The sequence below is a fragment of the Alistipes indistinctus YIT 12060 genome, assembly GCF_025144995.1.
GTDB classification, from domain to species: Bacteria; Bacteroidota; Bacteroidia; order Bacteroidales; family Rikenellaceae; genus Alistipes_A; species Alistipes_A indistinctus.
Genome location: NZ_CP102250.1, coordinates 969,903 through 994,000 on the forward strand (window position 1 = coordinate 969,903; position 24,098 = coordinate 994,000).

Consider the following 24,098-nt stretch of genomic DNA (forward strand, 5'->3'; position numbering starts at 1 on the left):
ATTCCGTGAAGTTCTTGAAAATTCCGATTTTATTTCCCAAATTTGCACCCGGAATTCAAACAGGAATCTCCGCCTCAATAGCTCAGTTGGTAGAGCATTTCATTCGTAATGAAAAGGTCGCCGGTCCGAGTCCGGCTTGAGGCTCAGGGAAAAGCACCTGCAAAAGCAGGTGCTTTTTTCATATCCGCGCCTTTCCCACCGCCGGTCAACGAACGGTACTTCCCGGAATATTTTAACGGCTTAACGGCTCTTTACTACCTGCCCTTTTCCGCCCCCCGACGGAGAGCCGCGGAAACAGTTTCCTGAACCGGATCAGGTACAGGGTAATATTGCTGCCTGCGATCACAAAAGTGACAGCCGTCACGATCATGACCAACCCTATGCTCTCACGGAGGGTCAGCATCTCCCCGAATACGGTCACCCCAAAGAATATGGCCGTCACAGGTTCCAGTGCTCCCAGAATGGCCGTGGGTGTGGAACCGATATACTGGATGGCACTGGTCGTACACAGGAACGACACGGCAGTCGGGAAAACGGCCAGGGCCAGTAAATTTCCCCACAAATACCATTGGTCCGGCACGCATAAATTACCAGACATACCCAGACGGACGACAAACAGCGACAATCCGAACAACAGCACGTAGAAAGTTACCTGAAGAGTCGCCATATCTTTCAGTGCCGACTGGTTAATGCCGACGAGGTAGATGGCATACGAAAGCGCCGAAACCATGACCAGCATCGTCCCGACAAGGCTGAGCGCAGCCCCGTCCCCGCCTTTATACAGCAAACCGATCCCGCCCAACGCCAGCACAATGCACAAGAGGGTCTGCGGGGTCAATTTTTCCTTGAAAACAACCGCCATAATCAGTGCGACCATAATCGGATAAACGAACAGCAACGTCGATGCGATACCGGCCTCCATATAATTGTAACTCTGGAACAAGGTCAGGGAAGAGAGGGCCACCAACAGGCCCATCACAACCAGCGGCAGCACTTCCCTTCGCCGGAGGGTAAAGTGCCGTCCCCTCGCCCTGATCATAACGCCGAGAATGGGAATGGCGAACAAATACCTGAAAAAGAGCACGGAATCGGGATTCATCCCCGCTTTGTAAAGCGGCAGGGCAAACAAGGGATTCATCCCGTAGGTCGCAGCTGCGACAGCTCCCAGAATATAGCCTTTGGCTTTCATGTTCATGACCCGGAATTTTCCCGCAAAGATAGCATCTTAAGGCCCGAATCGCTCCGGCATTCACACGAAAAGGGGGGGCGCCCGATATGCGTACGACGAGGATGCATACAGCAAAACCAATCCGCCCCTGTCCGGCCGGACGACATCCGGAATGCCGGGAACGAAACGCCCGTGCCTTTATCCCCGCGATTATTTGGCCGCCACCTGCAATCGGGTACATTTCTTGCATTATCCTTACATAAAACAACCCGTTAAATCCCAACACCATGAGCAAATCTGTTTCCCGACTCACTAACCTGCTCCTGTCGAGCAACGGTTCGGACATCGCATTGTTGTTGCTGCGTATCTTCGTGGGCATTATGATGCTGACGCACGGCGTAGCCAAAATAGAAAATTTCAGCGCGCTGAAAGCGAATTTTCCCGATCCGGTCGGGTTGGGCGCGGGCTTTTCACTATTGCTGATCACCTGCGCCGAAGTGGGCTGTTCCCTGCTGGTGATCGTAGGCCTGGTTACCCGGCTGGCGGTTATCCCGCTGATTGTCGGGATGTGCGTGGCCGCCTTCCTCACCTTTCCCGGCTTCACGATGGCTGCCTCGGAACTCGCGCTGCTGTACCTGAGTATCTACATCACGCTGCTGATCGCCGGACCGGGCGAATATTCGCTCGACGAATTGCTTCGCATGACGTTACGCCGCAAAAACAGTAATTAAAATCTTTTATTATATTTGCGGGGTAACCTTATCGTGTAAAAGCAAACATCTATGTGTGGAATCGTCGGGATGTTTGACATCTCTTCCGACGCGGAGAGTTTCAGACCCCAGGTACTGAAAATGGCCCGGAAAATCCGCCACCGGGGCCCCGACTGGTCGGGCATTTATTGCGGAACAAACACAATCCTCGCCCACGAACGACTCTCGATCGTAGATCCCGAATCGGGAGGACAACCCCTCAAAAGCAAAGACGGAAAACTGATTCTGGCCGTCAACGGAGAGATTTACAACCACCGGCAATTGCGCGAGCAGCTTGCAGGCGAGTATGAATTCCTGACCGGCTCGGACTGCGAGGTAATCCTTGCATTGTACCGCAAAAAGGGGATCAATTTTCTGGAAGAGCTGAACGGTATCTTCGCATTCGCACTGTATGACAGCGAAAAGGATCTTTATCTGGTGGCCCGTGACCACATGGGGATCATCCCGCTCTACATGGGCTGGGACGAACGGAACCATTTTTACGTCGCTTCGGAACTCAAAGCGCTCGAAGGGATATGCAAAGTGATCGATCCGTTCCTGCCGGGGCACTATCTCTGCAGTACGGACAAGAAAATGACCCGGTGGTATACGCGCGACTGGATGCAGTACGATGCAGTGAAAAACAACGGCGCCGACATCGAACAGCTACGCGAGGGGCTGGAAGAGGCCGTACGCCGCCAATTGATGTCGGACGTTCCGTACGGAGTGCTCCTTTCGGGCGGACTCGATTCGTCGGTCATTTCGGCCATAGCGAAGAAATTCGCCGCCAAGCGTATCGAAACGGACGGACGCAGCGATGCGTGGTGGCCGCAGCTACACTCGTTCGCCGTAGGGCTCAAAGATGCACCCGACCTGGCCGCAGCTCGTAAAGTAGCCGACCACATCGGCACCGTGCACCACGAAATCCACTACACGATCCAGGAGGGCCTGGATGCGCTGCGGGATGTCATCTATTACCTCGAGACCTACGATGTGACCACCGTGCGGGCTTCTACGCCGATGTACCTGCTCTCCCGCGTAATCAAGTCGATGGGTATCAAAATGGTCCTTTCCGGCGAAGGAGCCGACGAGCTTTTCGGCGGTTACCTCTATTTCCACAAAGCGCCCGATGCACGCGCCTTCCACGAAGAGACCGTGCGCAAATTGGGCAAACTGCACCTGTACGACTGCCTGCGGGCGAACAAGGCACTGGCGGCCTGGGGCGTGGAAGGGCGCGTACCGTTCCTCGACAAAGAGTTCATGGATATCGCCATGCGTATCAATCCCGAAGCGAAAATGGCCAAGGACGGCCGCATGGAAAAATGGATCGTCCGCAAAGCGTTCGAGGACCTGCTGCCCGAAAGCGTGGTATGGCGCCAGAAGGAGCAGTTCTCCGACGGAGTGGGCTACGGTTGGATCGACTCGCTGAAAAAAGTCACCTCGGAGGCTGTCTCGGACGAACAGATGAGCCATGCCGCCGAGCGCTTCCCGATCAACCCGCCGATGAACAAGGAAGAGTATTATTACCGTTCGATCTACGAGGAGCACTTCCCCTCGCAATCGGCCGCCCGCTGCGTGCCGTCGGTGCCTTCCGTCGCCTGCAGCACCGCCGAGGCACTGGCCTGGGACGCTTCGTTCCGGAACCTGAACGATCCCTCGGGCCGGGCGGTTAAACATGTACATAACCAAAGTTTGTAAAACAACCGGCAATGAGAACAACAGGATTTCTGCTCGGCATGCTCTTATGCGGCACCACTTTGTTCGGGCAGCAGAAAGATTGGGCGGGTTTCGATCGTTACCGCGAAGCGAACCGCACCGCGAAGCAAGGCGCTGAAGCCGTCTTCATGGGCAATTCGATCACCGAAGGATGGGCGAGGATGCGCCCCGGTTTTTTCGCGGACAACGGCTACATCGGCCGGGGCATCAGCGGCCAAACCTCGGCGGAAATGCTCGCGCGCTTTCGTCCGGACGTCATCGAACTGGCCCCGAAGGCGGTCGTGATTCTGGCCGGAACGAACGATATCGCACAGAACAACGGCCCGATCGAACTCGAAAACGTGATGGACAATATCGCCTCGATGTGTGAACTGGCCCGGTTGCACAACATCCGGGTACTCCTCTGTTCGGTACTCCCCGCCGCCGCATTCCCGTGGCGCGAAGGAATCGAACCTGCCGATTCGATCATCCGGCTCAATGCGATGATCGAAGCTTATGCCCGCGAAAACGGCATCGAATACGTCGATTACCACTCCCGGATGAAGGACGGCCGAAACGGATTGCCGCCCGAATACTCGAAAGACGGCGTCCACCCCAATCCGGAAGGATACCGGGTCATGGAAGGAATTATCGCTTCGTACCTCAAATGATTATCCCTAAAAAGCCGCTGCAAAACAGCGGCTTTTTTAATATTTTTAGGTATCTTTGGTTAAACCCGGCAAGGAGCGGCAACGACGGATCCGCCCGGCCGGGGAAATCGGCTTTATTCTTAATTCCTACTGTCATGAAACCCGCACGCTTGTTCGGAATGCTCCTGGCAGGAGTATTCGCCGCATTCACCTTTTCCCCTGCTTCAGCCCTGGAACTGACCGGCACACGCCGCATCTGGGACCAAGCTCCGCACTCGGCGTTCACCGGACTGATCGACTACGAGGGCAAACTCTACTGCTGTTTCCGCGAAGCGAAAAGCCATGTCCCGCAACTCACGGGCGAAGATGGCAAGATCCGCATCCTGGTCTCCGACACCGGAGAAGCATGGGAACCGTTCGCACTGGTCGAATCGCAGGGCACCGACCTGCGCGACCCGCAACTGAGCAGGACGCCCGACGGGCGGCTGATGCTGCTGATGGGCGGCAGCCGTTACGAGAACGGACAATTCCTCGGGGGAATTTCGCATGTATCGTTCCTCAATTCGAGGAGCAGAACTTTTTCCGCCCCGATACCGATCGAGGTGGACAAAACGCTCTTCCCGAATAAAATCTGGCTTTGGAAAATCACCTGGCACGGCCCGGAAGGTTACGCGACGATCTACGAAAACGACCGTCTGTCATTGGTAAAAACGTCGGACGGATTGCATTACGATCTCGTTACCAGGCTGCGCTGCGACAGCATGCCGAACGAAACGGCGCTGCTGTTCGGCCCCAACGACGAACTCTACCTGCTCGTCCGGCGAGAAATAGGCGGTGCCACGGGCGTGTGGGGAGAAAGCCGTCCTCCATATACGGAATGGGAATGGAACGACCTGGGCATCCGCCTCGGCGGCCCTAACCTGTGCGCACTGCCCGACGGAAGCATCCTGATCGGCTCACGGGAGGTGCAAAAGGAACCCCATTGCGGCCTGTACGGGCTGGATGGATCGAAACGCGCCGAACTGCTCCTGCGGCTGCCCAGCGGCGGCGACTGCAGTTATCCGGGTTTTGTTGTCCGCGGTAACACGCTTTGGATCTCTTACTACTCGTCGCACGAAGGACACGCTGCGATCTACCTCGCTACAGTGCGGCTGGACCGGTAACTGCCGGTATACTTTTCCAAAACAAAATAAGGCAAAACCGAACTTCCCGGCCCCGCACCCGAGAGAGACGCCAAAAAGACACCTGGGAAATACCCGAAACAACATACCCGAGACACAACATCAAACTGTACACACAGCACCATAGAATATCAGGAAACACCCGGAAGGGACTTCCGGAAGAATCTATACGTCTGCGGGACGGATTATCGCCCGGTTTTTGCGGCCGTCTACAAAGATGTAAAGCGGCTCCGGAAAACGCACATGGCGGACATACGCACTTTCGTACAGGGCGGGCTGCGTATCGAGCTGTGCGATATCGAAGCGGCCGTCCCCCTGGAACGGATTGATCGTCAGGTAGCCGACCCCGAACGAGGTGAGATTCTGAAAAAAGTGCGTGCCTTGGCTCGGTTCGACACGGAAATTATCCAGCCCGCACTCGACGATCACTTTCGCCTCTGAAATATGCGGCCACTTGACCGGTACGCCGAGCCACGGATCGCTCGATCCCCAACGGCCCGGACCGACCAGCACATAGGAGCGTTTCTGGTCGCGCAACTCCGTATTGAGCCGGTTCACCTCGTCGGCCATTTGTTGCGTATGGGCGGTATCGAACCTGTCGGGGCGGATGTAGACCACGTCGGTAACCCCTTCGATCGCACCTAACCCCAGCGCGCTCTCGGCATAGATGAGCGCACCGGAGGTATCCACCTGATCCCAGTCGAGCGAACGGTTCGACGGACTGTCCACGATCGGACGGATCTGGAGCATATCGAACACCTTGTCCTCCCCGTACGGCACATCCATATTGACGGCAAATTCGATCTCGACCGGACAGCGCAACTCCCGTTCGCCGAGGGCGAGCATATCGCTCAGAATCCCGGCCAGCGGCATCGTATCGTATTTCAGGATTTGCGAAAAAGTGACGATCTTGCGCCCCTCTTCGAAATTGCTGTCCGAAATACGCTGGTTTTGCATGTCCCAGGTCGAAGCCACATAGCGCATGTTGCGGAAATGTTTGGCTTTGTTGATTTCGAAACGCTGCAGGTTCACCGCATCGTCGAGCGACGTTTTGAACTCCTCGGGACGCAGGTTCAGCGCATACATCTCGCGCTGGGTATCCCGCAACGTCAGTTCGGTCGTCGAAAGCTGCAGCACATTGCGCGGGTAACGCGGTGAAAAACGCAGCGTTAATCCGCCTTCGACCACCAGTTTACCCAATCCGAAAGCCAGATTCACGATCCCGTCCTGCGGCTGCTCGTCGCCGATCGGGTAAAAATTCAGCGAGCGCGCCACGCCGGAGATGGTCGGGAAGAAATAACCGCTGTCCTCGGTACCGCAGACATCCTGGATCACCACAGCCATTTTTTCCTCGCTCAGCAGGTTCGAACTGGCCTGGATATAGGCCCGGCTCGCCGCGAAATAGACCGACGCATAGACGCTCTTGACCGCTTTGCCCAACAGACGCAACATCTGGTCTTCATTGTCCGTCTTGGGAATCATATAGGTCGAGTAGATACCGGCGAAGGGCTGGTAATGCGAATCCTCCAGTTTCGAGCTCGACCGAATCGCCAACGGCCCGGAAACGGTGCGGATGTAAGCCCGCAGATCGTTCACGAGCGTTTCCGGCAACCGCGAGCTGACGAATTCCGAGAGAATCTCCTCATCGCCCACATCGGCATTGATCACATACATCAGCCCGTTGTCCCGGACGAACTGGTCGAAATAGTCGGTGGCCACGACCACCGTGCGGGGCAGCATCACTTTGACTCCCTCGTATTTATCGTAGAGGTCGTAACGCTGCAACATATTATTGATGAAGGCCAGTCCTCGGGCCTTTCCCCCCAGCGACCCCTCGCCGATACGGGCAAACCAGATGTAGCGGTTATAGGTCTGCGCGTCGAAATGCGCGACCACGCCGTGCCCCTGTACGATGCGGTATTCGGTAATCGCTTTGGCAATGAACTCGCGGAGCCCGTCCACCGTCGGAAAATGGCTCTCGGAAACGGATTTGAACATACCCGCCAGCCGGAACAATCCCCGTGAATACATCCACTTCGACAGTCGGTTCCGGGAGGTGTAATAGAGCAACACCTCTTCGGGAATCTCCTGCACGAGCCGCTGCATATCGCGCAGGTCGCGCGCACGGCCGATCACCTCGCCGCTGCCGGGATCGCGGAATACGAAATCGCCGAAAGCGAACTCCTCGCTGATGTAGTCGCTCAGCTCGATCAACAGCGTTTTCGAATACTTGACGACAAATCCCACCCCCAGTTCCTCAGCCGTCTTGCGCATGCTCTCCTGGGAGGATTGCAACAGGAAAGGCATGTGCGGATCGTCGCTCTTGATCAGCCGGCACAGGTCGATCCCCGCATCGAGTTTCTCGCTGTCCGCAGGATCGTTCTTGTGCAGCACGAACCCCACATCGGAGATTACGCCCAGCAGGTTACGCTTGTAACGCTCGTAAAGCATCACCGCCTCTTCGTAATTGGTCGCCAGCAGGATTTTGGGACGCCCGCGTTTGCGCAGCATCTGTTGCTGCTCGTTGAGCGCCTCTTTGAGAAACTCAGCGCTCTGCTGCAGCACCAACTTATAAATTGCGGGCAGGTAGGTCGAGTAATAACGGATCGAATCTTCGACCAGCAGGATCGACTGCACGCCCACCCCGAGAATATCGTCGTCGGCGTTCATCCGGTCCTCGATCAGCTTGACGATCGCCAGGATCAGGTCGGCGTTGCCGTGCCAGCTGAAGATATAGTCGATCGCAGAACGGTCTTCGCCCTCTATGCGGCGGTAAATATCCTTCGAGAAGTTGGTCAGCAGCACGAACGGAATTTCGGGATGCAGCGCCTTGAGTTGTTTAGAGAAGTGGAATACGTCGAGATCCCCGACGTTGAACATACTGATAACCAGGTCGAAATCATTTTCACCCTGCAACAACTCCAGCGCCTCGGTCGAACTGCTCACCCGCGTGAACGACGGCGGGTTGCTCAGGTTCAGCTCCATATACTCGTGGTTGAGCTGCACCTCCAGGCGCCCGTCCTCTTCGAGGGTATAGGCATCATAGCTGCTGCAGATCAGCAAAATTCTGCGGATGCGCCGGCGCATCAGGTTACGGTAGTCGGTTTTGGCGAGCCTGCGCGCGCCGGATGGGATCGTTTTTTGTGCCATGTCGGATAAGGCTTTCCTACAAAACTACACAAAATCCGGTACTTCCGTCCTCCGGAGCCGCCGATTTTTCACATTAGCGGAACACCAGCCGGAACCGCGTCTCCCGGGGCGTCGAATGCTGCAACTTGAGGCTGCCGCGGTGCAGGCGCATGATCTGCCGCGAAACGCTCAGGCCGATGCCCGATCCATGCTCCTTCGTGGTAAAGAAGGGTACGAAAATATGCTGGGACACCTCTTCCGAAATCGGTTCGCCGTTGTTGGCCACATCGACGATCACATGCTTCTCGTCGTTGCAGAAAGCCGAAAGCGCGATCACACCTCCTTCGCGAGTACCGATCGCACCGGCGGCATTTTTCAACAGGTTCAGGATCACCTGCGTAATTTGGTTGCCATCGGCATAGAGGATCAAATCTTCGGGCTCGACGCGGATATCGACACGAATGTGCTGCTCTTCGATCTGGCGGCTGACCAGCATCACGATCCGCTCGAGGAATTTGCGCACGTCGAGCAGTTCCATCTCCGGCGCGGGAATCCGGGTAAAGCTACGGTAAGACTCGACGAATGAAATCAGGCTTTTGCTGGTCGCATGAATCGCTTCGAGACCGCGATAGGTGTCGTCATCGCGGTTGCCGTGCAGCCTGAGGAGCGTATCGCTGAGCGACATCACCGGCGTAACGGCGTTCATAATCTCGTGGGTCAGCACGCGCGTCAGTCGTATCCACGACTCCAACTCCTTATCGTCCAGCTCACGGTCGATGTCGTTCACGGCAATGATACGCAGCCTCGTGCCCCGGATCGTCACCTCAGAAGCCTGCAACGCCAAATTGACCTCTCCCCGCTCGTGATGCAGCGTCACACGCGTTCCTTCGCCAACTTCGAGCGCCCGGAACTTTTCGGTCAGCCCCTCCTCAACCCGGTCGAGCTGGCTCAGGTGCGTAAAAACCGACAACCCCAGCAAACGCAACGCCTCGGAATTGGTCTGCATGACGCTGCCCCGTTCGTTCACGACCACAATGCCGGTAATGATCCGTTCGAGGATCAGCTCATAATATTTCTCGCGCTCGATCGCCTCGTTCTTGGCCTTGACCAGCAACTCCTTGATCCGGTTGAGCGACCGGTTGAACAGGTCGTCCGAAAGCGAACTGCCGTAACGGGTGAACTGAAAGGCATAGTCGTTGTTTTCGATCGCATTGAACATAAACGTGATCTTGCGCGTATTGGACCGGTAGAGCCGGAAAACACCGCCTAACAACAAACAGGCGACGGCTGCCGTCAGGATTCCGTAAAACCAGAGATTGTGGATAATCAGCAGGGTTGCCCCCACCGTCGCCGCAATCAGCAACAGCAGCACCAACGCCAGCTTCGAGGCCACTCCCCTGAACATCCCTAAAGATTGTATTTTTTGATTTTGTTATAAAGTGTCTGCCGTGTAATCCCGAGTTGTACGGCCACCTGCGACAGATTGCCCTTGTGCTGGTCCATCGCCCGGCGGATCAGCGAGGATTCCATCTCCTCGAGCGTCGTGACGCCGCCCGGCATAACCGTTTCGTCGCGCTGCGCCAATACGAAATCGGCAGCTTGCAACCGCTCCCCTTCGCACAGAATCACCGCTTTCTCCACTGCATGCTGCAATTCGCGGATATTTCCGTACCAGGGATAGGCGCCCAGCTTCTCGGCCGCAGTCCTGTCGATCGCGGTAATGTTCTTGCCGTACCGCGCGGCATATTGTGACAGGAAACGTTCAGCCAGCGGCAGGATGTCCTCCGGGCGGTCGCGCAGCGGCGGCAGCGTCACATGGATCGTATTGATCCTGTAAAAAAGGTCTTCACGGAAAGAGCCGGACGCGACCATTTCCGGCAGGTTACGGTTCGTCGCGCAAATCAGCCGGATATCGACCGGCACCGGCGTATTGCTGCCCACGCGCGTCACGGTACGGCTCTGGATGACCGACAACAATTTGGACTGCAAATGGTACGGCAGGTTGCCGATCTCGTCGAGAAAGAGCGTCCCGCCCGAGGCCACTTCGAATTTGCCGGCCCGGTCGCTGCGGGCATCCGTAAAAGCCCCCTTGACATGGCCGAACAACTCGCTCTCGAAAAGCGTCTCGGTCAGGGCCCCCATATCGACGCTCACCAGCGACTCGTCCCGCCGCGCGGAAAGCGCATGGATCTCCCGCGCCAGCATATCCTTGCCCGTGCCGTTTTCCCCCGCAATCAGGATCGTGGCATCGGTAGGCGCCACCTTTTCAATCATCTGCCTGAGGGTCCGCATAGCCTCGGAATCACCCCAGAACATCGACGCCTCGCTGCGGAATTCACGCTTAATCTCGCGCAACTGCTTAACTTCCTGCTTCGAAATGCTCAGGTTATAGGCCGCCTGCAACGTGGCGATCAGTTTCGAATTATCCCAGGGCTTCACAACGAAATCGACCGCCCCCTTTTTGATCGCCTTGACGGCCAGATCGATGTCGGCATAGGCTGTAAAAAGCACCACCTGCGAGGCGGGAGACTCTTTCTTCACTTCGGAAAGCCAGTAAAGCCCTTCGTTGCCGTTGTTGATACCGGCCGAAAAGTTCATATCGAGCAGCACCACGTCGAATTTTTCCGAACGGAGCGTCGAAACCAGCGCGGTCGGCGCCGGAAGCGTCACCACCCTGTTGAAATAATTGCCCAGCAAGAGTTTCAACGCCGTGAGGATGCTTTTGTTGTCATCCACGATCAATATACTGCCCGCCTTACCCGTCATTTCATTTTTCCTTAAAAACTACCGGTCCTGTCGCGCCGACATTCCGGCGAATATCAAATCAAATATACCTAAAAAATCATCTGCGAAAACAAGCGCACAACCTTTACCCTCCATTTACAAAACGCAGGTTCGTCTAAAAATTATACAAGAGTGTCAAATTTATTGACACTCACCCGCACCAACCGAGCAACTAACACACTATACAACAAACACTTAATCCACAAGGCATACTTTTGGCACAAAAGAGAACCAAACACATCAGAAATTACACTAAAAATGTCACGAACCCGAATCATTCCCTTGATCACTCTGGTCACGGCAATCGGCACCCTTCCGGCCCGTGCGGCAGATGAGGGCAAAGCCTGGACGCTGCACGACTGTATGGCCTATGCGGTCGAACATTCGCCGCGCAGCAAGATACAGGAGCTGACGAATGCCAATACCGACCGCGATCACCTCGCAGCGATCATGAATTTTCTGCCTTACATCAGCGGTTCGGTAGGAGCCAATGCCAACTTCGGCCGATCGCTCGACCCCGAGACCAACACCTACACCGCTCAAAACAACTTCAATAACTCTTACAGCGTCTCCGGTTCGCTGCCATTGTTCAACGGTTTCAAAGTAGTCAACAACCTTCGCATCGCAAAAATAGCCCGGCTGCAGGGTGCCGAAAACATGCAGCTGATCAATGATGAAATCGCGCTCGAAACGATGCAGGCCTATGCCGACGTACATTATTACCGCGGGATGGTCAACCTGGCGGGGGAACAGCTCGCGGAGAGCAAAAACACGCTGTACCAGGCCAAAGTACAGGAGGAGTTGGGACTGAAAGGCAACGCCGACGTACTGGAAATCGAGGCTAAAGTGGCCAGCGAGGATTTCAATCTCACCCGGCAGCAAAACCTTTACGCCGATGCAATGCTGAAACTCAAGGAAGCGATGTTCTACCCGATCGGCGACACGCTTCCGCTCGATACCACACAGCACTGGGCAATGGCGCCTCTCGCACCGCACGTTCCTGCCGACAGCATCTACCGGACGGCCACCGATTTTCTGCCGAAAGCGCGGATCGCACAGCTCGACTTCCAAACCGCAATGCTCAACTTCCGGACAGCCAAATGGCAATTGCTGCCTTCTTTGTCACTCAGCGGCGGTGTCTCTACCAGTTACAGCCAGACAATCGGAGGAAACGCCGTAGAGCACGCTCCTTTCCGCCAACAATTCAAAGACCGGGTAGGTAAATATGTCAGTGTCGGACTTAATATTCCTATTTTTAAGAACTACTCGCAACAGATCACCATCGCCAAACAACGCAACCTGATGAAAATAAGCGATCAGGAACAAAAACAAACGCTGCACGAGATCGAAAGCGAAATCCAACGCGCCGTACAGGATATGGAAGGAACCGCCAAAGAATACATACAATGCACCAAACAAGTAATCGCCCAGGAGATGGCATACAAAGCCATGCGCAGGAAATACGAAGAGGGGCTCGCCAGCGTCATCGACCTGCAAACCTCTTCGAACCAGTTACTCGTGGCAAAAGCCGCGAAACTCAACGCACTGCTGCAATACCTGATCAAAAAACGTGTGGTCGATTACTACAAGGGTACTCCCTACCTCGAACAGGACTATTAACACAACCTGTACGGAATTAAAACAGAACCTGCGACAAACGGATACACCGCCCGAAACACGATAAGAACAAGAATCATTCAGACATACGGATATGGACAGAGTCATCGAAAACAAACGTTGGATCAAAAAGAAATACATCCCTTACCTGGCCGGCGGAGCGCTGGCGCTGATACTGGTTATCTGGCTGATTTTCGGCAACCACCTTTCGACGCTAAAAGTCGACAAAAGGCTGCTGACAATCGAACCCGCACAGCAAGGACAGTTCAACGACTACGTACGCGTGAACGGACAAGTACAGCCGGTCACGACCATTCAACTCAGTCCGCTCGAGAGCGGCATGGTGGAAGAAAAGCTCGTCGAAGAGGGAGCTATGGTACATAAGGGCCAGGTGATCGTCCGGCTGAGCAACTCTTCGCTCAGCATCGCGATCCTGCAAAGCGAGGCCGACCTGGCCGAAAAAGACAACTTCCTGCGCAATACGATGGTGTCGATGGAACAGCAGAAGCTCGACCTGCAGAAAGAACGCCTAAGCCTGAACATCGACGTGCAACGCAAAGAGCGCAAATACCGCCAGAACGAACGGCTTTACAAGGAAAAACTGATCGCACGCGAAGACTACCTTCAGGCCAAAGAAGATTACGAGCTGGCGCTCGAAACGCGCCATGTGGTACAGGAGCGCCAAAAGCAGGACTCGATCTACCGCACCACCCAGATCGAAAGCCTCGAAGAGAACCTGCAGAGCATGCGGCAAAATATGATGCTGATCCGTCAACGGATGGACAATCTCAACGTTAAATCGCCGATCGACGGCCAACTCGGAACGCTCGACGCAGAGCTGGGTCAATCAGTTTCCAATACGGTCAAGATCGGTCAAATCAACGACCTGTCGGACTACAAGATCGAAGCGCTGATCGACGAGCACTATATCGACCGCGTGCGCAGCGGACTGCCCGCATCGTTCGAACGGCAGGATGCCCGGTACGACCTGGTCGTCAGCAAGGTGTACCCCGATGTCAAGGAAGGTCAGTTCAAAACCGACTTCACCTTTACTTCGAAACGTCCCGACAACATCCGCACCGGCCAGACCTACTACATTAACCTCGAGCTCGGTCAACCTTCCGACGCAATTCTGATCCCGCGCGGCGCGTTCTATCAGAAGACGGGCGGCAACTGGATTTATGTGGTAACCGAAGACGGCAGCCGGGCATACCGCCGCACGATCCGTATCGGGCGTCAAAATCCGCAATATTACGAAGTGGTCGAAGGACTTCAGGCTGGCGAGAAAGTGATCGTATCGGGCTACGACACTTTCGGCGACAACGAAATGCTGGTGCTGAAATAGCACACAGAGAGGCTCTCGTTGCCAGAGCGGCAGATCGTCTCCGGCAACGGGAGTATATCTTCGGAGCACAAGACAAGACAAGACAAGACACACCCCACCAGAATCAAACACGACACTACTACAACTACCGCTACAAAACACTACTACTCACCTTACATTTAACACCAATCCGATGAAAAACCTGTTTTTTGCGCTCCGGTATTCGCTCAAATCATTGCGCGGCAACATCTCCCGGGTCGTTTCGATCACGCTGGGGCTGGCATTAGGGCTGCTCGCTTTCTCATTCATCGTATTCGACCTGTCGTACAATTCTTTCCTACCGGATAAAGAGCGCGTCTATCAATTTTGGGTATACTACGATGTTGACGGACAGAAAGGCAATTTCGACACAACATTCGGAACGGTCGCACCGGCCCTGAAGGCGGACTTCCCGCAAATAGAAACCGCCACCAGGTTTCGGCGCGAAGGCGCCGTGCCGTTCGAATCGGACAAACGCGACTTCGAAGCCAACCTGGTCGTTGCCGATACATCGTTTTTCGATGTGCTCGACCTCGGGGTCATAAGCGGTGACCCCCACCGAGCACTTGCCGGCAAGGACAAAGTGATGATCTCGGAGAGTTTCGCCCGTCGGCTGTTCGGGCGGGAGGACCCGGTCGGCAAAGAGCTAAGATATCAAAACAAACGACCCGTAACGGTCAGCGGAGTTTTCAAGGATATACCCCACAACAGTACTTTGTGGCCATTGGAAGCGATCCTATCGGAAAACGACTCTGAGATCAGCTGGAATAACGGCGATGGTTTCGATACTTACATCAAAATGCAACCCGGGACCGATCCCCGCACAATTGAACCGGAACTGAACGCTTTTTTCATCCGGCACGGAGCGCCCGATTTCATGGTCGATGCCATCCAGCAAGGTCTTCCGCGTTTCTTTTTCGTTCCCGTCACCTCCACCAACCTCGTCGACGGCAATACGGTACGCATGGCACTGATAATAGGCATTCTCGCGCTACTGATTATTTTCGTTTCGTCGATGAACTATGTGCTGATCTCCGTATCGATGCTGGTACGCCGCAGCAAGACGATCGGGACGCTTAAATGCAACGGTGCCGGAAGAGGCGACATCCTGGCCATTTCGCTTTACGAGACAGCCCTGCTGGTCAGTGCGGCGCTGCTGCTGGCGACCGTCCTGATCTACGCAATGCGTGCCCAGGTAGAAACGCTCACCGGCATCCCGGTTTCAGTGCTGTTCGCCCCGGCACGCATCTGGGCCCCGCTGTCGGTCATCCTGCTGGTATTCCTGCTCTCGAGCCTGATCCCCGCACTGTTGTTCGCTTCGGTATCGGTACAGGCCGCGTTCCGCAACTGTTCGGGCAACCGGCGGCGGTGGAAGCAATTGCTGCTGGCCATAGAACTGATCTGCGTCAGTTTCGTCACGGTATTCGTACTGATCACCGGACTGCAATTCCGGCACATGGTTTCGCTCGACATGGGCTACCAACACGACCGGCTTATCTACACAGAACTTAAAACGGACAGCCGTACCGCAAACCTATACCGCGAAGCGCTGCGGTCACTGCCCGAAGTGGAATGGATCGGGATGAGCCTTAACGTGCCTCTTAACAAATTTTACAACGGCACTCTCTGTACCGAGGGTGCAACGAACAATACGCTGTTCTCGTCCCGTACGGATATGGTCGACACAGGATACCTGGCCACGATGGGTATCGAGTTGGTCGCAGGCCGTAATTTCACCGACGGCACGCCCTACGATCAGGTGATCGTCAATGAACTGTATGCTAAACTACAAGGGTGGACAGACGATCCCGTAGGAAAAATTACTTATAACTTCGGTTCGCCGATGACGGTGATCGGCGTAATCCGCGATTTCAAAATCAAAGCCGTCAATGCAGAAGTCCCCCCCATGCAGTTACACTTTCTCTCGTTGCAAGGCAACCAAAACTTCGACAACCTCGTGCTCTCGATCCGGCTGCGGGAGATGAACAGCCGATCGATCCGGGCCGTCGAAGCCAAACTCAAACAAGTTACGCCGCAAGTCCGGTTCAAATTCCAGATTTTCGACGAGCAACTGACCGTGGAACGCCATTACGAACGGGCCTTTCGCAACACGGTAACGACTGTCTCGCTGGCGACGCTGATTATCGCGCTGATGGGGCTGATCGGCTACGTCAACGACGAAATCCGGCGACGCACCAAAGAGATCGCCATCCGCAAAGTCAACGGCGCCACCGCCCGCGATATCCAGCGACTGATCCTGCACGACCTGTCGGTGATCACGCTGCCGGCCATCCTGCTGGGCATAACCTCCGCCTACCTCTTCAGCCGCGAGTGGCTGATGCGGTTCAACGACCGGATTACGCTCCACTGGTGGATTTTCGCCGTAGGCGCGCTGTTCGTCGCAGTAATCGTCGCCTGCGTGGCGCTCTGGCAAACCCACCGATCCGCCCACGGCGATCCGATCAAAATGATCCGCACCGAATAAGAGCACCAACGATAACGACCCAAACGAACCGTTCACCGAACTTCAATCTTTTTACCGCATGAGAAATATAACCCTGGCCCGACGGAACCTTTTTAAAAGAGGACAAAACAACGGAATCAAAATTCTGTCGCTGGGCGTCGGTCTGGCGGTAGGATTGGTGCTGACCGCCAAAATCTACTTCGAACAGACCTACGACACTTTCTATCCCGATGCCGACCGAATCTGCAAAATTCAAGAGAATTTCTCGGTAAACGGCGAGAAACTAGAGGGAGGAACCGTGCCGGGAGGCATAGCTCCGGGGTTGAAGAACGACATTCCGGAAATCGAAGCGGCAACCCGGTTTACTCCTCTGGAAGAAGACAACACTCGCTTCGTCATTTTTACTGCCGACAGGCAACGCCACACCGGGAAAGTAATTCTGGCAGATTCATGCCTGTTCGACGTCCTGCCGCGCCCGATGATAAGCGGCAATGCAAAGGAAGTGCTGAGCCGTCCGCAATACGTACTGGTTTCCGAATCGCTGGCCCGCAGCCTGAACAAAGGCGGCGACCCGGTGGGCATGACCCTCCGGCTGGACAATTATGCGGACGTGGAACTGACCGTAGGCGGGGTCTTCAAAGACATTCCCGAAAACAGCCAGATTTCCTACGACGTCATCATTTCGATGAGTTCGATCGCAAAATTTATCTGGGACGGTACAGACAACTGGTATGCTAATGACCGCTACCATGCTTACGTGAAACTACGCCCCGGCGTGCGATACGAAACCGTCGGTCCAGCAATCCGCCGGTGTGTCGAAAAACATCTCGATGAGGCAAAACTCAAAGAAAGAGGCACCGAACTGTGCTACTACCTTCTCCCGCTGACCGACATTCACAAGCAGTCCCCCGGTGTGCGCCACATGAGCGTCCTGCTCGGCATGCTGGCTTTTGCGCTGCTGTTTACCGCCATGATGAACTACATCCTGATCATCGTCTCATCGATGATGGGACGCAGCCGGGAAATCGCCATCCAGAAATGTTACGGGGCACAAGGCAAAAACATCACGGGACTGATCCTGACCGAAACATTGTTGCACATAGGACTCGCGCTGCTGCTGACCGTTTTATTGCTGACTCTGTTCAGAGGCATGACGGAAGAGCTGCTCTCCGCTTCGCTGTCGTCCCTTTTTACGGGAACCAGCCTCGCGATCCTACTGGCGGTTTGCCTGTCGGTATTCGTTGTAACCGGCCTGATTCCTTCGGGCCTTTTTTCCCGGATTCCAGTATCGACCGCTTTCCGCCGCTCCACGCAATCCCGGAAAATATGGAAACGGATATTGCTTTTCATTCAATTCATGGCCGCCACTTTCCTGATTATCCTGCTGATCATCATCAGCAGGCAGTACGACCGGATGGTCAACGACCGACCGGGATACAACTACGAACGGGTGGTCTATTGCACCACCGACGGAGCGAAAACATCCGACAGGATAAAAGCGCTGGAGGAACTGCGCAGGCTGCCGGAAGCCGAAGAGGTAGGGTCTTGTTCCCTACTGCCTGTCCTGACCGGAAACAATGGAAATGATGCCACACTGAACGGTCGCACCCTTTTCAATTTTGAAGATCTCGACATGGTGGACACGGGTTTCGTCCGGACGATGGGGATAAAAATCATCGACGGGAAGATGTTCGAGGCCAGTGCGCCCAAAACATTTTCTGTCATGGTGAGCCGTTCGTTTGCGGAAAAACTGGCCCTGACCGCCGGATGGCACGACGGAGTGGTCGGAAAAATGTTCGAGATAAACAACTACACCCCTGCCACGGTCTATGGCGTCTACGAAGACATCCGCACCGGCAAAAACAGAATGGACGAACATCCGACGATCATGTATCATACCAATTGGTCGAGCCGCTACATCGTCATCCGGCTGCAATCGCTCACCCCGCAGGCCATCCGGCAGGTAAGCGACGTACTAAAGCGAATGCTGCCCGACAAGGATATCGTGGTCATACCCTATAAGGCCGAAATGGCTTACCTGTACAACGACTCCCGCCTGATGCGCAATACCGTGATGATCGGGGGAATCATCACGCTGCTGATCGCGCTGATCGGACTGATCGGCTATGTGCGTGACGAAACGAACCGCCGCAGCAAAGAGATAGCGATCCGCAAAGTGAACGGCGCCACGGCTGCGCAAGTTATCGCGCTCCTTTCGCGGGAGATCGGATATCTCGCCCTTCCCGCCACGCTGCTCGGCGCCGGGTTCGCCTACCTGGCAGGGAAAAGCTGGCTCGAACAGTACCCGGAAAAAATCACGCTGTCACCGTGGATGTTCCTCGCAGGCATCCTTTTCACTATACTGACCATATTTGTCTGCGTCACACTGCAGTCCTGGCGTATCGCAACCGAAAACCCGGCCAAAGCGATCAAATCGGAATAACAAACAGACTCCTGTAAACCTAACGCATGAAAAACCATATCCCCTAAGCATACACCTAATGAAAAACATCACCCTGGCATACCGGAGCCTTTTCAAAAAAGGACGAAGCAACGGGATTAAAATCCTCTCGCTGGGCGTCGGCCTGGCGGTAGGATTGGTGCTGATCGCCAAAATCTACTTCGAACAGACCTACGACGATTTCTATCCGGCCGCCGACCGGATTTACCGCATATACGGGAACTATTCGATGCCCGGCGAAGAGGGCGGCGAACCCTCTCTGATGCTTTCCGGTTATACCAGCGGCGGAGTCGCTCCGGGCCTGAAAACCGAAATTCCGGCGATCGAAGCGGCCACCCGGTTTACCGTTTTCAATTTCTCAGACAAAGAGGATGTCTTTTTCACCGAAGACGAAGAGCGTCGCTCCGGGAAATTCATCATGGCGGACTCCTGCTTCTTCGACGTGCTGCCACGCCCTATGCTGATCGGAAACGCCAAAGAGGTGCTCGCCCGGCCGATGTACGCGCTCGTTTCGGAAACGCTGGCCCGCAGTATCGGGCACGGAGAAAACGTCGTGGGGAAAAACATCCGGCTGGACAGCTACCCGAACAACACGATCATCATAGGTGGGATATTTGAAGAGATGCCCGAAAACAGCCACATCCAATACGATGCGATCGTCTCACTAGCCTCTATTTCCAAGTTTTTCTGGGACGGAACCGACAATTGGATAGGCAACGAGCGCTACGGCAGTTTCGTCAAATTGCATCCCAGTGCCAGCCCCGAAAGCATAACGCCGGCCATAGAGAAAGCCAAAGGAAAATACCTGGACACAGAATCCCTGCAAAAAGCCGGTTACCAAGTATCTTACACATTACAACCGCTGACCGGATTGCACAGCAGCGATCCGGCCACCGGGCGGATGAGCGTAATGCTAGCTCTGCTGGCTTTCGCGCTGTTGTTCACAGCCGTGATGAATTACATCCTGATCGTCATCTCGTCGATGGTAGGGCGCAGCAAGCAGGTGGCCATCCAAAAGTGTTACGGAGCCTCGGGCCGCAATATCTCGGGATCGATCCTGACCGAAACGTTATTGCACCTGTTCCTGTCGCTGGGCATAGCGGTTCTGTTCGTCATCGCATTCCGGACGACGGCTGAAGAGTTGCTGAACGTCCGGATTTCAAGCCTCCTTTCGTGGAGCAGCGGAGTAATCCTGACGGGAGTATGTCTGATCGTATTCATCATCACAGGCCTGATTCCCTCCAGCCTCTTCTCCCGCATTCCGGTGGCAACGGCCTTCCGGCGCTACAGCAAATCGAAGCGACACTGGAAACGGGCCCTACTGCTCGTCCAGTTCACGGCCTGCACACTGCTGACCATCCTGTTGATTATCATCGTACGGCAATATCATATGCTGGTGAACGACAATCCGGGCTACTCCTTCGACCGGCTGCTCTATTGCCAAACCGAAGGCGTCGCCCCGGCAGCCCGCGCCAAAGCGATCGAAGAGCTCAGGCGCCTGCCGTGCGTCGAACGGGTCTCCTCAGCCGACGCATTGCCCGTATTCGGGTCGGGAGGTAACAATGCCTTCTACGACGACAAAAAGGCTTTCAATTTTTCGGATCTTTCGGAAGTGGACACGGCCTATTTCGCGACGATGAACATCCCGATCATCGACGGCCGGAGATTCGAATCAGGCAGCTACAAATCTCCTTCGATCATGGTCAGCCGCGCGTGGGCCGACAAAATGGTGACCGTTTCGGGCTGGAAAAACGGCGTCACAGGCAAAACCGTCCGGATGACCCAACACGGCAACGTACTGATTACCGGAGTATACGACGACATTCGAATCGGGGGGAGCGGCCTGCACGACGACCCGTCAATCCTCGTGTACAGCAATCAGCCGCAGCGCTTTATCCTGATCCGGCTGTACGAAATGTCGCAGGAAAACATCCGGCGGGTAAGCGACCTGCTGACCCGCACGTTGACCGGGAAAGACATCGTCGTGATTCCATATAAAGCGGAGATAGCCTATCTCTATAACGATTCGCGGCTGTACCGCAATTCGGTTCTCATCGGGGGAATCATCACGCTGATCATTTCGGTTATCGGCCTGATCGGTTACGTTCGCGACGAGACCGTGCGGCGCAGCAAGGAGATCGCCTTGCGCAAGGTGAACGGTGCGACTGCAGGACAGATCATCGGCATGCTGACACGCGAAGTCTGCCTGTTGGCCCTGACCGGCGCCCTGGCCGGAGGTGCGCTCGCGTACCTGGCCGCAAGGAAATGGCTCGAACAATTCCCCGAAAAGATCGCGCTGTCGGCGTGGATATTCCTCGCCGGAATTCTTTTCATGCTGCTGATCGTCACAGGCTGCGTCATCCTCCAGTCCTGGCGCATCGCAACCGAAAATCCCGTCAACGCGATCAAAGCCGAATAAACAGACACCAAAATCCGTCCACACACTATACTACGCCAAGTTATGCAACTGATTCTGCGAAACTTTATAACCATCCTCAAACGCTTCAAAACGGCAAGCATCCTCAACGTCCTGGGGCTGTCAACGGCTTTCGCGGCTTTCCTCATTCTCCTGATGCAGGTTCGCTATGAACAGAGTTTCGATAAGTTCCACTCGAAAGCGGAACGTATTTACCGCCTGGAAGCGCAGGACGAAGAGGCGGGACGTACCTTATATGCCTGTATCCTGTCGCGCCCGCAAATCGAAGAGTTCGCCGCCTCTTCGCCGCACATCGCAGCCGGAGCGCTGACCGAAGACCAGGATGAGGTTTACCTGACCGTGAAACAGGGTGACCACCCGACGGGAATGCGCGAGCAGATGGTACTCTGCACCCCGGAGCTGGCGCAAATTTTCGATTTTGCCATGCTCGAAGGAGATACCACCGCCCTGCGCACTCCGGATCAGGTCCTCATTCCCCAAAGCATGGCCCGCAGGATGTTCGGCCACCGACCGGCCTATGGAGCGCAAATTACTTACGGATCGGAGCGCCTGACCGTCGGGGGCGTCTACCGGGATTTCCCGCGCAACACCCAAATCCACAATGCGCTGTACCGCAACATGGGCAAGCGGTTCGCCAACCAGCGGGGCATGTGGGCATTCAAGGGATACATCCTGCTCGACAGGGCCGCAAACAAGCAGCAAGTTGTGGACAACTACATGAAGAACTATGTGGCACCCCATCCCGACCAACGGCAAAAAGACTACCGGTTAACGCTGCTCTCCGACGTTTATTACACGAACGACTCCGAAGACATGACCCCGCAAACGCATGGGGACAAAGCGCAGACACGCCTGCTGCTGATCGTGGCGTTCCTGGTAATCGCCATCGCAGCGATCAACTTCATCAACTTCACCACGGCACTCGCTCCGATGCGCATCAAGAGCATCAACACACAAAAGGTGTTGGGCTGTTCCACGGGAATCCTGCGTGCCGGACTTATTTTCGAAGCCGTCGGGCTGAGCCTGATCGCTTATCTGGTCGCACTGGTTATCGTCCATGTGCTGTCATTGACCTCTTATGCCGACCTGATCTCGGCGGACATGGCCCTCACGGCCAACCTGCCGCTGGCAGCTTATGTCGCCGCAGGCGCATTGCTGGCGGGCCTGATCGCCGGACTCTATCCGGCCTGGTACATTACTTCCTTTCCGCCGGCCCTGGTACTGAAAGGTTCTTTCGGGCTTTCGCCAAAAGGGAAACGATTGCGAACCGTTTTGATTTCCATCCAGTTCATCGTATCGATCGTCCTGATTATCTCACTGCTGTTCGTCAAGATACAAACCCGTTACATGCAAACCACCCCGCTGGGATTCGACAAAGACAACATCGCCATCACGGAAATCAGCCCCGATATTTACCGCAACCACCGCGAGGCACTGACCGACAGGCTCGAATCGTTCCCGGGCATTACACATGTCAGTTACGCAAACAAAAAGTTGTGCAATTCGGACGATTACGGTGTTCAAGGCATTATGGATCAAGGGATAAACATCCATTTCGGCATTATGGCCGTCTCCCATAACTTCCTGACGACGATGAGCATCCCGATCATCGACGGCCGGAATTTCACCGATGTCGACGCCCGCAAGCAGGATGCGGCCACCCTGATCTGCAATCAAAAAATGGTCCTGGGGAATCCCCAACTTATCCCCGGGAAGCGCCTTGCAGACGGATTTGTCGCGGACATCGTAGGAACCTCTGCCGACATGCATTTCACCTCGCTGAGGAAACCGGTCGATCCGTTTGCCCTGATGCTGGTCTCAACAAAAAGTTCCCAGGTATTGAATTTCTGTTATGTGAAAATCAAAGCCGGCACCGACCTTAAGGCTGCGGTCGGACACATCAACCAGTCGATCCACGCCATCGACCCGGCCTACCCGGTGAACGTGGAGTTCTTCGACAATGTGTTGAATGCACTGTACCAGGGTGAAATCAAACTGAACCGACAAATTACCCTATTCAGCCTGCTGGCGATTCTCATTTCGATGATTGGCGTTTTCGGGCTCGTCATCTTCGACACGCAATACCGCCGCAAGGAGATCGGGATCCGCAAGGTATTCGGCGCGACAGTCGGAGAAATCCTCACGATGTTCAACAGGACTTATCTCTACATTGTTGCCGTCTGCTTCGTAATCGCCGTACCGGTAGCGTGGTACGAAATAAAACTCTGGCTGCAAAATTTCGCCTACCAACCCCCCATCCGCATCTGGGTTTTTGCCGTAGCGCTGCTGGTCGTACTGGCTGTCACTATCCTCACCGTCACGCTGCAAAGCTATAAAGCTGCGACCGAAAACCCCGCTCAATCCATCAAAACAGACTAAATATAAAACAATCCGGGAATA

The 24,098-nt window shown here is 55.1% G+C and carries 14 protein-coding genes and 1 tRNA gene; 11 read left to right on the plus strand and 4 right to left on the minus strand.

Translation table 11 applies throughout. The annotated features are described in order from the left end of the window. Window positions 1-71: 71 nt before the first annotated feature. A tRNA-Thr gene (locus tag NQ495_RS04280) sits at window positions 72-144 on the plus strand. 88 nt (window positions 145-232) lie between these two features. Here the strand turns inward: NQ495_RS04280 and NQ495_RS04285 are convergent. After that, window positions 233-1,195: a DMT family transporter gene (locus NQ495_RS04285; protein ID WP_009134190.1), complete on the minus strand. Its 963-nt coding sequence runs from the start codon at window positions 1,193-1,195 to the stop codon at window positions 233-235. A gap of 260 nt (window positions 1,196-1,455) precedes the next feature. Here NQ495_RS04285 and NQ495_RS04290 point away from each other — a divergent pair, with 260 nt between their 5' ends. From NQ495_RS04290 to NQ495_RS04305, 4 genes are all read left to right on the plus strand, one after another. Next, window positions 1,456-1,899 carry a DoxX family protein gene (locus NQ495_RS04290; RefSeq protein ID WP_009134189.1) on the plus strand — a complete coding sequence of 148 codons (444 nt, stop codon included), beginning with the start codon at window positions 1,456-1,458 and terminating at the stop codon, window positions 1,897-1,899. A gap of 51 nt (window positions 1,900-1,950) precedes the next feature. Next, complete coding sequence (gene asnB, locus NQ495_RS04295) at window positions 1,951-3,615, plus strand: asparagine synthase B (protein ID WP_009134188.1); 1,665 nt, start codon at window positions 1,951-1,953, stop codon at window positions 3,613-3,615. An 11-nt stretch (window positions 3,616-3,626) separates the two neighbouring features. Beyond that, on the plus strand, window positions 3,627-4,283 hold the full coding sequence (locus tag NQ495_RS04300; protein ID WP_009134187.1) for an SGNH/GDSL hydrolase family protein: 657 nt from the start codon (window positions 3,627-3,629) through the stop codon (window positions 4,281-4,283). Window positions 4,284-4,417: 134 nt separating this feature from the next. After that, entirely contained in the window at window positions 4,418-5,425 is a 1,008-nt protein-coding gene (locus tag NQ495_RS04305; RefSeq protein WP_050807994.1) for a hypothetical protein, read from the plus strand. 183 nt (window positions 5,426-5,608) lie between these two features. On the opposite strand, the gene NQ495_RS04310 is transcribed toward NQ495_RS04305, so the two are convergent. The 3 genes from NQ495_RS04310 to NQ495_RS04320 all read right to left on the minus strand — a co-directional run bounded on the left by NQ495_RS04310 (window position 5,609) and on the right by NQ495_RS04320 (window position 11,338). Then, window positions 5,609-8,593: a PEP/pyruvate-binding domain-containing protein gene (locus NQ495_RS04310; protein WP_009134185.1), complete on the minus strand. Its 2,985-nt coding sequence runs from the start codon at window positions 8,591-8,593 to the stop codon at window positions 5,609-5,611. 73 nt (window positions 8,594-8,666) lie between these two features. After that, window positions 8,667-9,977 carry a sensor histidine kinase gene (locus NQ495_RS04315; protein WP_009134184.1) on the minus strand — a complete coding sequence of 437 codons (1,311 nt, stop codon included), beginning with the start codon at window positions 9,975-9,977 and terminating at the stop codon, window positions 8,667-8,669. 2 nt (window positions 9,978-9,979) lie between these two features. After that, window positions 9,980-11,338 carry a sigma-54-dependent transcriptional regulator gene (locus tag NQ495_RS04320; RefSeq protein WP_009134183.1) on the minus strand — a complete coding sequence of 453 codons (1,359 nt, stop codon included), beginning with the start codon at window positions 11,336-11,338 and terminating at the stop codon, window positions 9,980-9,982. A 276-nt stretch (window positions 11,339-11,614) separates the two neighbouring features. Between NQ495_RS04320 and NQ495_RS04325 the strand changes: the two genes are divergently transcribed. The 6 genes from NQ495_RS04325 to NQ495_RS04350 all read left to right on the plus strand — a co-directional run bounded on the left by NQ495_RS04325 (window position 11,615) and on the right by NQ495_RS04350 (window position 24,077). Further along, window positions 11,615-12,976, plus strand: coding sequence for a TolC family protein (locus tag NQ495_RS04325; protein WP_009134182.1), 1,362 nt, complete (start codon window positions 11,615-11,617; stop codon window positions 12,974-12,976). A gap of 91 nt (window positions 12,977-13,067) precedes the next feature. Beyond that, complete coding sequence (locus NQ495_RS04330) at window positions 13,068-14,318, plus strand: efflux RND transporter periplasmic adaptor subunit (protein WP_009134181.1); 1,251 nt, start codon at window positions 13,068-13,070, stop codon at window positions 14,316-14,318. Between the two features lie 172 nt (window positions 14,319-14,490). Beyond that, a complete protein-coding gene (locus tag NQ495_RS04335) occupies window positions 14,491-16,821 on the plus strand; it encodes an ABC transporter permease (protein WP_009134180.1) in 2,331 nt (776 codons plus the stop codon). Window positions 16,822-16,879: 58 nt separating this feature from the next. Next, window positions 16,880-19,243: an ABC transporter permease gene (locus NQ495_RS04340; RefSeq protein WP_009134179.1), complete on the plus strand. Its 2,364-nt coding sequence runs from the start codon at window positions 16,880-16,882 to the stop codon at window positions 19,241-19,243. A gap of 58 nt (window positions 19,244-19,301) precedes the next feature. Continuing rightward, window positions 19,302-21,680, plus strand: coding sequence for an ABC transporter permease (locus NQ495_RS04345; protein ID WP_009134178.1), 2,379 nt, complete (start codon window positions 19,302-19,304; stop codon window positions 21,678-21,680). Window positions 21,681-21,722: 42 nt separating this feature from the next. Further along, on the plus strand, window positions 21,723-24,077 hold the full coding sequence (locus tag NQ495_RS04350) for an ABC transporter permease (protein WP_009134177.1): 2,355 nt from the start codon (window positions 21,723-21,725) through the stop codon (window positions 24,075-24,077). Window positions 24,078-24,098: the final 21 nt, after the last annotated feature.